Consider the following 13,579-nt stretch of genomic DNA (forward strand, 5'->3'; position numbering starts at 1 on the left):
TGAGGTCCAGAATGGAAATTTGTATGAAGTATCGTTTCTCCCTGTTAGGATTAGTAGGAATCTTTTTTTTCCTGGAAAGCTGCATCGATCCCTTTTCGCCCCCCGAGATCACCTCGGCCCGGCAGTACCTGGTGGTAGACGGCTTTCTGGACGTTGGCTCCGACACGAGCTGGATTCGGCTCAGCCGCACCCAAAACATCCTGGACACCGACCAGCCCACCCAGGAAAACGGCGCGCAGGTACGCGTACAGGGCGATCGGGGAAGTACCTTTCCGTTTGCGCAGGTAGGTGGAGGCAGGTACATGCTCCCTCCGCAGTCGTTTCAGGAAGCCGAACAATTTCGGTTGTACATCCGGACGTCGGGAGGCTACGAATACTACTCCGACTACGTACCCATTAAAAAAACACCTCCTATCGACAGCATTACCTATAAAGTAGACGAGGCTCGGGATGGTATTCAGTTTTACGTCAATACCCAGGACCCGCAGAGCAACACCCGCTTCTACCGCTGGAAGTTTGAAGAAACCTGGGAGTACAGCATGCCGCTCTACTCGGCCTATGAAATACAAGACGGCGCGGTGGTGGACCGAAGAGAAAACATCAACACCTGCTGGAGCTCAACCAAGCCCGCCACGATCCTGGTAGGTACTACCGTGAAGCTCAGTCAAGACGTGCTACGCCAACACCCCATTACCTTTGTGTCGGCCTCCACGGGCAAGCTTCGCAGCAGGTACAGCATCCTGCTTAAGCAGTATGCACTCACGCAGGAAGGCTTCCAATACTGGATCAGCCTGGCCAAAACGACCGAGCAAACGGGTAGTTTATTCGATCCGTTGCCTTCGCAAATCACCGGCAACATCAAGTGTATTACCGATCCGCAGGAACTGGCCTTTGGTTTTTTCAGCGCTTCGGCCTCCCAGGAAAAGCGGCTACTCATCGCGCCCCGGATGGGGCGGATGGGTTTTTGCCCGATCATTGACACGCTTGATCGCTTTAAAGTACTTGAAACCCAGGAAATGATTATTTCGGAGTACTTTGGTGAAAATGCCATTTTCCCGGACTATCTGATTGGTACAGTCAGCTGCGCCGACTGCCGGACCCGGGGCGGAACTACCACCAAGCCCAGCTACTGGCCGTAGGAAAGTACCTGCCACCAGAACGTCGTTTTTATTTTGACCAAAGGCCCCTAGCCCATGAAGTACTTTAATTTCCGTTTTTCTTCTCTGCTATCCCTGCTCGCGCTGCTGGCGGGAGCGGAGCTGGTGCAAGCTCAGCCAGGTACCTTGGAAGTACCCCTCCGGCAGCTAAAAAAATACCGGGATCAGGCCTTTCAGGAAAAGATTTTTGTCCACCTGGACCGCCCTACCTACCTCATCGGCGAAACCATGTGGTTTAAGATGTACTACGTGGAAGGTACCCGGCATCATTTTCTGGACGCCAGCCAGATTGCCTACCTGGATGTTCTGGATAAAGATCAAAACCCGGTACTGCAAACAAAAATAGCCCTGCACGAAGGCCGCGGCAACGGCGCGCTGATCCTGCCCGCTACCCTGGCGAGTGGCCACTATACGGTGCGTAGCTACACCAACTGGATGAAGAATTTCAGCCCGGATTTTTATTTTCAAACGACCGTCACCATCCTGAATCCCTTCCGGAGCTTCGAGCCACCGCCGCCGGTGGTTCAGGCCCAGCCCTACGATCTGCAGTTCTTTCCCGAAGGGGGGCAGCTGGTCCGGAATGTAGAAGGCCGGGTGGGCTTCAGGGCTCTTGCGCCCAACGGAGCGGGGCTAGGCTTCCAGGGTACCCTGCGCAACCAGCACAACGACACGCTGCTCCGCTTCAGCCCACTTACCTTTGGCATTGGTTCTTTTACCTTTACGCCCACCGACGGCAACGACTACCACGTCCTGCTCACCGACAGCCTGGGTCGCACCTCCACCCACCGCCTGCCCGCCATCCGGGAGCAGGGCTACGGCATCCAGGTACTTGACGCCTCTCCCAGCGCGCTTAAAGTGATCGTCACGGCCAGAATGCCCGAAGGTACCCCTCCGCAGCTGTACCTGCTGGCGCACACGCGGTCGGTTCCGCGTTATACCCAGGCGCAAAACCTTCGGGCGGGACGGGCCGAATTCCTGGTCCCGAAGGATTCCCTGAGCGACGGCATCACGCACCTGACGCTCTTCAACTTCAACCAGCAGCCCGTTGCGGAGCGCCTGTACTGCCAGCGCCCGGCCTCAGCGCTGCGGCTGGAAGCGAAAATACCCAAGAAGGCCTACCAAAACCGGGAAAAGGTACCCATTGAGCTCACCACCCAGGTAGGTACCCAGGCTCCCGCCGCGGCGGACCTATCGGTAGCGGTGTACCTGCTGGATTCGCTTTCTACCGAAGAGCTACCTACCATCGAAAACTACCTCTGGCTCACGTCGGACCTGAAGGGTACCGTGGAGTCGCCGGATTACTACCTCACTCATACCGACGCTACGGCTACTACGGCCCTGGACAACCTGATGCTGACCCACGGGTGGAGCCGTTTTCGATGGGACGAAGTACTGGCGGGTCAGTCCGACGCCCCCGAATTTTTGCCGGAGTTTGGCGGCCATTTTGTTCAGGGACGGCTGTCGGCGATCCAGAGTGGTACCCCCATTGGGTACATCGACACCTACCTCTCCTATCCCGCCCGTCGGGCCCAACTCTTCGTCTCGCGGACCGATCCGCAGGGCAACATTCGTTTTGAGCTAAAAAACGTGTACGGCCCCAAAGAAATCATTCTACAAACCAATACGGGACTGGACAGCGTCTACCGGATGGAGATACTTTCCCCTTTCTCGGACAAAGTGTCGGCCCGGCCGTTACCCGCTTTTTCGTTTGACAAAGGGTTGAAAGACCCGCTGTTGAACCGCAGCATTCACATGCAAACTACCAACGCCTACTCCCCTGCCCCGTCTCAACTGACTACCGAGCCGGCGCTCGATAGCCTGGCTTTTTACGGCATCCCCAACCGGAAGTACTTTCTGGACGACTACACGCGCTTTCCCACCATGGAAGAGGTAATGCGGGAGTACGTACCCGAAGTGTCGGTACGGAGGCGGCAGGGTAAGTTTCACTACCGCATCATCGACAAAGAACGAAAGGGCTTTTTTGAGGGAGATCCTCTTGTTTTGCTGGATGGCGTGCCGGTTTTCAATACCAACCAAATCATTGCTTTTGATCCGCTCAAAGTAAAAAAAATGGAAGTGATGGACACCCAGTACATCCTGGGGTCTACTACTTTTCAGGGCGTGGTGAGCTATTTTACCTACAAAGGAGATCTGGCGGGCTTTCCGCTCAACCCCCACGCGCTGGTTATGAGCTACGAGGGCGTACAGGCCCAGCGTGAATTTTACGCACCGCGCTATGACCTCAAAGCGAATCAGGCCAGCAGGATGGCCGACTTCCGAAATCTGCTGTACTGGGCACCGACGGTAGTGACAGACGCCACGGGCAAGCACAAGCTGGATTTTTACACCTCCGACCAGCCCGGTACCTACCGGGTGGTGGTGCAGGGCATGACGGGCCAGGGCCAGGCGGGAAGTACTTCGCTTACCTTTACGGTAAACAAAAGAACCCTCTAAAGGCAAGCTAGCAGCCAAGCAGGTACCTCTGCTACGCTAGTGCTCAGGCAGGGAGGGTGTAGCGGGTAGCAAGGCGCGGTCGGCGAGGCGCATCCGGTAGGCGTACATGGCGGTTTCGCCCAGCCGCTGAATGAGCCGGTAATTAACCACCAGCCCCACCGCAGCTCCCACGCCGGGCAGCAGCTGGGCCATTTTGGCCAGGTCGATGTAGTCGCGGTACTCCTGCTGAAACTGGTACCAGTCAAACTGGTCAATATCGGGAGGCAACTCGGCACATTTCTTGTCCCAGCCAACCATTTGCTGGTATACTTCCTTCCGGCGCTCCTGGCTCGAAAAAGCCAGCTGAAATATGTGCAAAATGTACAACCGCTCGCGGTAGTCTTCGACGTCGTGGCCGTAGTGCGAAGCAATTTCAAAAAGCATTTTCATTTTTATTCCCAACAGGATGGGAAAATCGGCCATCGCCAGCCAAAAGCCCCCGGCCCCCGTCACGCCCCCCTCCACGGCTCCCGTTTTTTTGTAGAAATTTATCCGCTCTTTTACCACCGCCTCGCGCATCGCCAGGCTCCGGTATTGCTCCTTTTTACGGGTGGTGAATTCCGAGCCAAACAGCACGGCCCGGGTCATTTGTTTGATGGTGGCCGTAACGGCCTGATGTACCTTGTCGGGTATCAGCCGATTGAGCCGGGTCTGGACGTTTTTAGCTACCTTGTTTCCCAGCGACGGCGGCTTTTGCATTTTAATCTGCCACTGCCTTAGTTCCCGGCTCACGGTATCTTCGTAGGTTCTCATAGGTACATATAGGTAAGATCGTAAAGTAAGCTATTGCAAATAGCTTACCATCAGGCGGCCCGCGCGTTCGGAAGCACCCGCCCCACCCACGCGCTCGTGCAGCAGCGCGTAATTTTTAAGCTGCGCGGCTCTTTGGGTACCTCCGGGCAAAATGGCCCGCAGCTCCTCCACCAGCCTAGGGGTACTTAGCTCATCCTGGATCAGCTCCTTTACTACCTCCCGCTCCATGATCAGATTGACCAGCGAGATGTAAGGTACCCGGATCAATCGCTTGGCTACGGCATAGGATAGCCCGCTGGTGCGGTAGCAAACGACCTCCGGTACGTTGAAAAGGGCAGTTTCCAGGGTAGCGGTACCCGAGGTAACGAGGGCCGCCTCCGCCAGCGACAGCAGGTCGTAAGTGGCTTCAAAGACCAGCCTTACGTTGGGGATTTGCTGGTACTTTTCGTAGAGCGTTGCCGGGAGATTGCGTACCGCCGCGATCACAAACAGGTGGTTGGGGAAGTAGGGTTGCACGCTGAGCATGGCATCGAGCATATTCACCACCTCCTGCTGCCGACTACCGGGCAACAGCGCCACGATGGGTTGGTCGGGCAAGGTCTGGTCGGCCCGAAAGGTAGGGCTGGGCGCAAAGGAAGCCACGGCGTCCATCAGCGGATTACCCACGTAGTCTACCGCATAATTGTATTTTTGGTAAAAATCGACCTCAAAGGGAAAGATCACGAACATGCGGTCTACGGTGGCTTTGATAGCCAGCGCCCGCCGCTGATTCCAGGCCCATACCTTGGGTGATATATAATAAAAAACCCGGAGGCCTTGTTTTTTGGCAAAGGCCGCCATGCGTAAATTGAACCCTGGATAGTCGATCAGGATGAGGGCGTCGGGCTGCGTAGCCAGCACGTCTTTTTTGCATTTTTTCAGGAGCCCCCGGATGGTACCAATATTTTTAGCTACCTCCCAAAAACCCATGAAAGCCGTGTCCTGGTAGTGCGTCACCAGCTCCATGCCTTCGGCGACCATCAAGTCCCCGCCCCAGCCCCGGAAACGGGCGGCCGGGTCGCTGGCCCGAATGCCTTTAATGAGGTTGGCGCCGTGCAGATCGCCCGAGCGCTCGCCGGCAATGAGGTAGTAGTTCATGGGGACAGGGGTTGTATACGCAGGGAAGCGCTCGTCGAATCCACTTGCAACGCGTAGGAGGTACTTTGGACCTGGTACTTTCCGGGCTGGCCCGTCAGCAACCCGATGCGGTAGGTACCCGGCCGGAAATTCTCGGTGTAAGACGTTACGGTAAAGCCCGGCTTGTACACTTCCCCGGCCGTAAAAAAGCGCTTCCGCCCCCCCGGCGTGGGCCAGGTAGGCAGCAGGTAGGTAGCCCCGCTGTGGGATTTGAGCACCAGGTAGTACCCGCGGTTTTGGTCCGGCAGGGTGGTGTTGTCCAGCGTGAATTGCGTGATCTGTTGCGGAGTACCAAAGAAACGGATCGAGTCGGTCTGGGTAGTTAGGGCCAGGGGCACTTCGTGGATCGTTGAACTCCAGCGCGCGCGCATGGCCCGCTCCGCCCCGACGAGCGGGAAGTCCGACATCCGGTAGATCCCCCGCTGGTAGGCGTCCAGCGTGAAGAAATCAGCCAGGTCGCTGCGGAAGTGCGTCACCAGCCGACGATGCTGCCGCCAGTTGAAATGATCCGCCACCAGATTCCGGTAGCGCACGTCGCGGCCTTTGGCGTACTGAAAGTAGCTCTCAGCTACAAAGAGCAGCCCGAAAAGGAGCGCTCCTACAAAAATAACGCGCTGTGGGCCCCGGCGCACAACCGCCAGCACAATGACGTAGACAAGCGTCAATAAGTGAATGGGATACAGGCTGTAGCGACTCGTAAAGACCGAAAACAGATCGCGCCCCCCGCGGGACACGGCAATGATGCCGATCGTAAGCGCCGAAAAAACCAGGACGCCCACCCAAAAATACGGACCGCTCCGGGCCGAAAAGGTAGTGACGGGAAAAAGCAGCAAGGCCAGGCCCAGCACGATGAGAAGCAGAGTGAGGTACCCCAGGCCGAATGAAAGCCAGATCAAGGTACCCGGATCGGCCCCAAACGCCTCCACCCAGCCCGCCGAAAGGGCCCCAAAGCTGATGGCGACGTTTCGGATAAATTCGGCCGTGAAATCTACCTGCGTGGCTTGTCCGGCTTTGTAATTGAAAAAGTACCCCCCGAGCGCCACCAGCATCCCCGCGCTCCAGACCGCACTTTTGCCCCATTCGCGGGCGACCAGGAGCATAGCCAACCCCGCCGGAAACACCAGAAAACCGTTGCCGTTGGTGAAGGTAGCCATCAGGGCCAGCACCAACCCCACCAGCAAGGTACCTTTTTTTTGAAAATAGGAAAGTACGTAGAGCGAACTAAAAACCAGCAGGTTGAGCATGGTGTGCTGCATCCCGTTGATGCCCCACAGCGTGACGTCGTACAGAAAGGGGTTCAGGTACCACAGCAGCACGGGCAACAGGTACCAGTGCGAAAGCCCCTGCCGCCGAAAGCTCAGCCCCCACACCAGCAGCAGGCCCAGCAGGCAGGCATTGACAAAGAAGATCAGCGTGCGGTAGTTGATAAATCCCTCCCAGGCGTAAAAACCCAACGCCACCAGGCGCGGGAACAAAATACGGTGGTCGTTTTCGGGCTCCAGCAGTAACTTGAGCTGCTCCCAGCCCGACAGCTCCTGCGTCAGCAACGTGTACTTCACCCGCACCAGGTCGTAGTCGTCCGAGATGGGGATGTTTAGGGCGTAGTGGTTGATGTACCCAACGTACAGCAACACGATTCCCAGCACGATTACACCAAAAAAGAATACGGAGCGGGTAGGGTTAGCAGCAGGCATAGGAGGGAGTGAAGGCACAAACGTAGCTATTATCCGTAAAACTCCACAAAGTTTTTGGGTGTTTCGATCAGCTTGATGTAGTGCAGCTGGGCGTTCGGAGCCGCCGTCCCGATGGCGGGGGCCAGGAGCTTCCATATTTCCAGGACGAAGATCTCGCAGGAGGCCATCTTGCCCTGCATAAAATCCACGTCCAGGTTTAGGTTTTTGTGATCTACCTTGTCGATCAGCTCGCGCTTGATAATATCACCAAGTACCTTTAAATCAATCACAAAGCCTGTTTCGGGATCGGGCACCCCCTTTACCGTAACCAAAATCTCGAAGTTGTGGCCGTGGTAGTTTATATTGGCGCAGGGTCCGAACACCTCCTGATTTCTCTCCTCCGACCAGTTAGGGTTGTAGAGCCGGTGCGCCGCGTTGAAATGTTCTTTCCTGGTTACGTAAATCATACTATTTTCTGAATAATTCTGCTACAAAATTACAGCTTGTCTTGGTAGTTTGGTAGCTATTCGGCACTTTGGCTAAAAAAAATCCTACTTTCATAGGTAGTCCATCGGGGCTGCATCCGGGTATTTATTTTACCTTTACTTTTTTTAAATCCTGTCTTTCGAACTATTCAGAGCCAGGCAGGGTCTACCTACCACAAGCACGAAACGCCTACGATTATGATCATTGTTACGGGTGCTGCCGGGTTCATTGGCAGCTGTCTTATTAGTCAACTCAACCAGGAAGGCTTCACGCATCTCATTGCCGTGGACGACTTCGCCCAGCTCCAGAAGCTGGATAATCTCACCGGGAAAACCATTCAGGAGCGCGTAGAGCGCAGCGAATTTTTCACCTGGCTGGACCAAAATCACGCCGACGTGGAGTTTATCTTCCACATTGGTGCCCGCACCGACACCACGGAGTTTGACCGTGAAATTTTTGAAAAATTAAATATTCAGTATTCCAAAGACATCTGGAACAAGTGCATCGAGTACCAGATCCCGCTCGTATACGCTTCCTCGGCGGCTACTTACGGGCTGGGCGAACAAGGCTACGACGACGATGAGTCCAAAATTGCGCAGCTAAAACCGCTCAACCCCTACGGCGACTCCAAAAACGATTTCGACATTTGGGCGCTGGAGCAAGAGAAGAAGCCTTTCTTCTGGGTAGGGTTGAAATTCTTTAACGTATACGGCCCCAACGAGTACCACAAAGGCCGGATGGCGTCGGTGATTTTCCACGCCTACCACCAGATCCAAAAGACCGGCCAGATGAAGCTTTTCCGCTCCCACAACCCCGACTTCAAGGATGGCGAGCAAATGCGGGATTTTATTTACGTCAAAGACCTCATCGACGTCTGCCTGTTTTTTATGCACCACCGCCAAGACGCCGGCATCTATAACCTCGGCAGCGGCCAGGCGCGCACCTTCTTGGATCTGGTGACGAATACCTTCCGGGCCATGGACGTAGAACCAGACATCTCGTTTGTGGATACCCCCGCCGATATTCGGGATAAGTACCAGTACTTTACGCAGGCCGCCATGGGCAAGCTGCGCTCCGTAGGGTACACGAAGCCCTTCCATACGCTGGAGGAAGGCATCGAAGACTACGTAAAGAACTACCTGATCCCCGGGAAGTACTTTTAAAGCTGTCCTGGCTTTGCTCGGTACTTGTAGCTTAACTATTCGGATTTTTTGTATATTTTTGGGGTCACGATTAAACTCAGAAACCTTTCGGGGTGTTATGAGTACGTACAAAGTAGCTGACCTACAAGATTATGAGTAAAGAAGCAGAATTATTAGAAGAAATCACCAGTTCGGAATATAAATATGGCTTCATTACGGACATTGAGGCGGACGAAGCCCCTCCCGGTCTGAGTGAAGATATAGTGCGATTCATCTCAGCCAAAAAGGAAGAACCCGAATGGATGCTGGAATGGCGCCTGAAGGCGTACCGGGCCTGGATCAAAACCACGGAGCCTACCTGGCCGAATGTCTCGTACCCCAAGATTGACTTCCAGGCCATTAAGTACTATTCGGCCCCGAAGAAAAAGAAAAAAGTAGAAAGCCTGGACGACGTCGATCCCGAGCTGCGCAATACCTTTGAGCGGCTGGGGATTTCGCTGGACGAGCAAAAACGCCTGTCGGGTGTGGCCGTCGACGCCGTCATGGACTCCGAGTCGGTCTTCACAACCTTCAAGGGATCGCTCAAAGAAAAAGGAATCATTTTCAGTTCCATCAGCGAGGCCATCCGGGAGCATCCGGAGCTGGTAAAGAAGTACCTGGGCTCGGTAGTACCACCCCGGGACAATTTCTACGCCGCCCTGAATTCGGCCGTTTTTTCGGACGGTTCGTTTGTGTACATTCCCAAAGGAGTACGCTGCCCGATGGAGCTCTCGACCTACTTCCGGATCAACGCCGCCGGGACGGGTCAGTTTGAGCGGACGCTCATCGTGGCCGACGAAGGCAGCTACGTAAGCTACCTGGAAGGCTGTACCGCCCCCATGCGGGACGAAAACCAGCTTCACGCCGCCGTGGTGGAGATTTTTACGCACGAGCGGGCCGAAGTAAAGTACTCTACCGTACAAAACTGGTACCCTGGCGACGCCAACGGCAAGGGTGGTATCTATAACTTCGTAACCAAGCGCGGCATCTGCGACGGTGCTCATTCCAAAATATCCTGGACGCAGGTTGAAACCGGCTCGGCCATCACCTGGAAGTACCCCTCGGTAATCCTGAAGGGCGATCACTCCATCGGTGAGTTTTACTCGGTGGCCGTGACCAACAACATGCAACAGGCCGACACGGGTACCAAGATGATCCATATCGGGAAGAATACCAAGAGCCGGATTGTGTCCAAAGGCATTTCGGCGGGCAAGAGCCATAACTCCTACCGGGGCCTGGTGCAGGTATTCAAGCGGTCCGAAAACGCCCGTAATTTCTCCCAGTGTGACTCGCTGCTGCTGGGCGATAAGTGCGGGGCGCACACGTTTCCCTACATTGAAGTAAACAACCCCTCAGCCACCGTCGAACACGAGGCCACTACCTCCAAAATCGGCGAGGATATCCTGTTCTACTGCAACCAGCGCGGTATTCCCAGCGAACAAGCCGTGGCGCTCATCGTGAACGGCTACGCCAAGGAGGTACTTAACCAGCTGCCGATGGAGTTTGCGGTAGAAGCCCAGAAGCTCCTCGAAATCAGCCTGGAAGGTAGCGTAGGCTAGTTTGGCACGCATACTTTTTTGTAAAGAAATCCTCTGCTCCGGCGGAGGATTTCTTTTTTTACGCTCCTTTACCAAGGTACTTTATGCAACTTCATTGCAAATGGTAAAATAACTTTTTATTTTGCATCGTTGTTGCACAAAATAGTTGCTATGAAGTACCTCCGTCCTTTTGTTCTGGCGAGTCTAGCCGTGATGTCACTGGCGTTTGTCTCCGCTCGTCCGGGTACCTTTGAGCCACGTCTGGCCGAGCGCGGCCCGGCCGAGCCACGTCTGGCTGAGCCGCTGCTAATTACCTGGAAAGACCTGACCGACGTCCGTTTTAAGAAGAAATGGAACGACGACATAGGCATGTACTTCCTCTACCCTACCTTCGGCCCGGCGGTCAAAAACCTGGAAGGCAAAAAGGTGATCCTGCGGGGGTACATGATCCCGATGACGGCCGACGGCGAAATGTTGGTAATCTCGCAGCAGCCCATGGCCATGTGCTTCTTTTGCGGCGGGTCCGGGCCCGAATCCATCGCACAGGTTAAGCTCAGCAAGCCGCACCGCTTCAAGGTAGACCAGGTAGCTACGATCCAGGGTACTTTGCGGCTCAACGCCACCAACATCGACGAGCTCAACTACATCCTGGACCAGGCCAGCGTGTTGCAGTAGCCACCCGGCTCGATTTTCCAACCGATCTTTTTAGTAGTAACCAGTACCTGGGTGCTCCGCGTCAAAGGTACTTCCCTGGCGGGCAGGGGTACTTGGGCGGCTAAATACTTATCCGTTCTGACTGTTGCTTATCTATTTTTCGGGCCCAAAATCACCCAAATTTTAGTATTATTGTAGATTCTGACGCAATAATACCGCATGAACCACATTCCCCATCTGATCGTTGACCTGGCCCTGATCCTGGGAGCCGCCGGTATAACGACCATTCTTTTTAAGCGCTTAAAACAACCTCTGGTACTCGGGTACTTGCTGGCCGGCTTGCTGGTGGGGCCCAACTTTCCGCTTTTTCCCTCCGTCGTCGAGACCGAATCCATCCAGATCTGGGCCGAAATAGGCGTTATCTTTCTGCTCTTCAACCTGGGGCTGGAGTTCAGCTTCAAGAAGCTCGTTAAAGTAGGGAGTACCGCCGCCATCAGCGGGTTATTCGAGGTATCTTTCATGCTGCTGAGCGGCTATACGGCGGGGCAGCTCATGGGCTGGAGCCACCTGGACAGCCTCTTTCTGGGCGGGATTATCTCCATTTCTTCCACCACGATCATCATCCGGGCTTTTGAAGAGCTGGGCGTCAAGAGCCAGCAGTTTGCGAGCGTGGTGATGGGCATTCTGGTCATTGAGGACCTGGTGGCGGTACTTTTGATGGTCCTGCTTTCTACCCTGGCAGTGAGCCAGCAGTTTGAGGGCATCGAGATGCTGGCTTCGGTGGCGAAGCTCGTCTTTTTCCTGATCCTGTGGTTTCTGGGCGGCATCTTCATTTTTCCTTCGTTCATCAAGTCTTTTCGGCGCTACATGAACGACGAGACCGTTATGATTACGTCCATCGCGCTTTGTTTTTTGATGGTCACCATCGCCACCCAGGCGGGCTTTTCGGCGGCATTGGGGGCGTTTATCATGGGGTCCATTCTGGCCGAAACTACCCAGGCCGAAAAAATCGAGCACCTGCTCAAGCCCGTCAAGGATCTGTTTGGAGCCATCTTCTTTGTGTCGGTGGGGATGCTCATCGTCCCGAGCCTGATGGTCCAGTACGCCGTACCGCTGCTGATCCTGGTGGTGGTGGTGATTGTGGGCAAAACGCTCTTTGCCAGCGTGGGCTCCCTCATTGCGGGCCAGCCGCTCCGCTCGTCCATCCAGGCGGGCCTGAGCTTGTCACAAATCGGGGAATTTTCGTTCATCATCGCCAACTTGGGCATTGCGCTGCGCGTCACCAGCGACTTCCTCTACCCCATTGCCGTGGGCGTATCGGTGATCACCACCTTCACCACGCCCTACTGCATCAAGGCCGCCGTGCCGCTCTACGAATGGATCAAAGAACGCATGCCCACCAAGTGGTACAATTTCCTGAACCGATACAGCAACACCACCCAAACCATACGCACTCATAGCCACTGGAACGACGTCCTGAAAGACTACCTGCAGGTGATTGTGCTGAACTCCGTGGTAATCATCGCGCTGCTGTTACTGGCGTCAAGAGCGCTGCTTCCGCTGGTGCAGCGAAGAATGCCCGACCCCCTGCTGGGAGGGGTACTTACGAGTGCGATGGCGCTCCTGGCTATGGCCCCGTTCCTGTGGGCGTTGGTATTCAAGCGGTCGCACCGCAGCTCCTACAAGGCCCTTTGGATCGACCGGAAGTTCAACCGCGGCCCTCTCTTGCTTCTGGAGCTTTTGCGGGTTACGCTGGCGGTGGTTTTCGTTAGTATTTTACTCAGCACTTTCTTTACCGTAAAGATGGCCCTGGTCATCGCCGCGCTTATCATTATTCCTTCCTTTGCGCTATTTTACCAAAAATTACAGCGATTCTACAACCGCATCGAAACGCGCTTTATCGAAAACCTGAACGCCCGGGAGCAATCGCAGTCTACCCTTACGCTGCCCCCCTGGGACGCCCACTTAGCTTTTTTCCAGATCAGCGCCGACTCGCCCCTGATTGGACAATCGTTGCAGGAGCTCAAACTACGCGAAAAGTACGGCATCAACGTGGTGTTGATCGAACGCGGCAGCAAACGAATTCTGCTCCCCAAACCCACCGACCGCCTCTTTCCCAGCGACCGCATCGAGGTCATCGGCACCGACTCCCAGCTGCAGCGCTTCAAAGACCTGGTAGAGCAACGCCGCGTCAGTGAGGGCAACAAGTACCTGGGAGAAGAGTCGCCCATAGCGCTGGAACACATCGAGATCCGCGGCGGGCATTCGTTCGTGGGGAAAAACATCCGGGAAAGCCAGATCCGGGAGCTCACCAACGGGCTGGTGGTAGGTCTGGAGCGCGAAGGACACCGTATTCTCAACCCGGAGTCGTCGGAGGTTATTCAGGCCGGGGACATCCTCTGGATCGCCGGCCACAAAAAGTACATTCGGGAAGTGTTTCAGGCCAGCTAAGGTACCTGCTTTTTTGC

Annotated in this window: 10 protein-coding genes; 6 read left to right on the top strand and 4 right to left on the bottom strand. The window is 55.2% G+C overall.

From position 1 onward, the window contains the following. Nucleotides 1-23 precede the first annotated feature (23 nt). The gene (locus tag HNQ92_RS10145) at nt 24-1,139 is read left to right on the top strand and encodes a DUF4249 domain-containing protein (RefSeq protein WP_184173837.1); all 1,116 of its coding nucleotides are present in this window, start codon (nt 24-26) and stop codon (nt 1,137-1,139) included. Nucleotides 1,140-1,193: 54 nt separating this feature from the next. Continuing rightward, entirely contained in the window at nt 1,194-3,611 is a 2,418-nt protein-coding gene (locus HNQ92_RS10150) for a hypothetical protein (RefSeq protein WP_184173839.1), read from the top strand. Nucleotides 3,612-3,647: 36 nt separating this feature from the next. Here HNQ92_RS10150 and HNQ92_RS10155 read toward each other — a convergent pair whose 3' ends face one another. The 4 genes from HNQ92_RS10155 to HNQ92_RS10170 are packed head-to-tail and all read right to left on the bottom strand — an operon-like array spanning nt 3,648 to nt 7,719. Next, a complete protein-coding gene (locus HNQ92_RS10155) occupies nt 3,648-4,403 on the bottom strand; it encodes an EcsC family protein (protein ID WP_184173841.1) in 756 nt (251 codons plus the stop codon). 30 nt (nt 4,404-4,433) lie between these two features. Then, a complete protein-coding gene (gene lpxB, locus HNQ92_RS10160) occupies nt 4,434-5,540 on the bottom strand; it encodes a lipid-A-disaccharide synthase (RefSeq protein WP_184173843.1) in 1,107 nt (368 codons plus the stop codon). Then, nucleotides 5,537-7,273, bottom strand: coding sequence for a hypothetical protein (locus HNQ92_RS10165; RefSeq protein ID WP_184173845.1), 1,737 nt, complete (start codon nt 7,271-7,273; stop codon nt 5,537-5,539). The genes lpxB and HNQ92_RS10165 overlap by 4 nt, the downstream gene beginning before the upstream one ends. A 29-nt stretch (nt 7,274-7,302) precedes the next feature. After that, a complete protein-coding gene (locus HNQ92_RS10170) occupies nt 7,303-7,719 on the bottom strand; it encodes a 6-pyruvoyl trahydropterin synthase family protein (protein WP_184173847.1) in 417 nt (138 codons plus the stop codon). A 216-nt stretch (nt 7,720-7,935) separates the two neighbouring features. Here HNQ92_RS10170 and rfaD point away from each other — a divergent pair, with 216 nt between their 5' ends. The 4 genes from rfaD (at nt 7,936) to HNQ92_RS10190 (ending at nt 13,562) form a co-directional block, all read left to right on the top strand. After that, nucleotides 7,936-8,901, top strand: coding sequence for an ADP-glyceromanno-heptose 6-epimerase (rfaD, locus tag HNQ92_RS10175; protein WP_184173849.1), 966 nt, complete (start codon nt 7,936-7,938; stop codon nt 8,899-8,901). A 131-nt stretch (nt 8,902-9,032) separates the two neighbouring features. Then, nucleotides 9,033-10,478, top strand: a complete 1,446-nt coding sequence (gene sufB / locus HNQ92_RS10180; RefSeq protein ID WP_184173851.1) for a Fe-S cluster assembly protein SufB — start codon at nt 9,033-9,035, stop codon at nt 10,476-10,478. A 150-nt stretch (nt 10,479-10,628) separates the two neighbouring features. Beyond that, nucleotides 10,629-11,132 (top strand): DUF3299 domain-containing protein, encoded by a 504-nt coding sequence (locus HNQ92_RS10185; protein ID WP_246439961.1) that lies wholly within the window; start codon nt 10,629-10,631, stop codon nt 11,130-11,132. Between the two features lie 198 nt (nt 11,133-11,330). After that, nucleotides 11,331-13,562 carry a monovalent cation:proton antiporter family protein gene (locus tag HNQ92_RS10190; RefSeq protein WP_184173853.1) on the top strand — a complete coding sequence of 744 codons (2,232 nt, stop codon included), beginning with the start codon at nt 11,331-11,333 and terminating at the stop codon, nt 13,560-13,562. Nucleotides 13,563-13,579 lie beyond the last annotated feature (17 nt).

It is taken from the genome of Rhabdobacter roseus, assembly GCF_014202275.1.
Taxonomy (GTDB): domain Bacteria; phylum Bacteroidota; class Bacteroidia; order Cytophagales; family Spirosomataceae; genus Rhabdobacter; species Rhabdobacter roseus.

Bases quoted from the DNA above. Each gene is read 5' to 3' on its own strand.
- HNQ92_RS10155 (WP_184173841.1), bottom strand. From the start codon at position 4,403: ATGAGAACCTACGAAGATACCGTGAGCCGGGAACTAAGGCAGTGGCAG.
- HNQ92_RS10190 (WP_184173853.1), top strand. From the start codon at position 11,331: ATGAACCACATTCCCCATCTGATCGTTGACCTGGCCCTGATCCTGGGA.
- sufB (WP_184173851.1), top strand. From the start codon at position 9,033: ATGAGTAAAGAAGCAGAATTATTAGAAGAAATCACCAGTTCGGAATAT.
- HNQ92_RS10185 (WP_246439961.1), top strand. From the start codon at position 10,629: ATGAAGTACCTCCGTCCTTTTGTTCTGGCGAGTCTAGCCGTGATGTCA.
- HNQ92_RS10170 (WP_184173847.1), bottom strand. From the start codon at position 7,719: ATGATTTACGTAACCAGGAAAGAACATTTCAACGCGGCGCACCGGCTC.
- HNQ92_RS10165 (WP_184173845.1), bottom strand. From the start codon at position 7,273: ATGCCTGCTGCTAACCCTACCCGCTCCGTATTCTTTTTTGGTGTAATC.
- rfaD (WP_184173849.1), top strand. From the start codon at position 7,936: ATGATCATTGTTACGGGTGCTGCCGGGTTCATTGGCAGCTGTCTTATT.
- HNQ92_RS10150 (WP_184173839.1), top strand. From the start codon at position 1,194: ATGAAGTACTTTAATTTCCGTTTTTCTTCTCTGCTATCCCTGCTCGCG.
- HNQ92_RS10145 (WP_184173837.1), top strand. From the start codon at position 24: ATGAAGTATCGTTTCTCCCTGTTAGGATTAGTAGGAATCTTTTTTTTC.
- lpxB (WP_184173843.1), bottom strand. From the start codon at position 5,540: ATGAACTACTACCTCATTGCCGGCGAGCGCTCGGGCGATCTGCACGGC.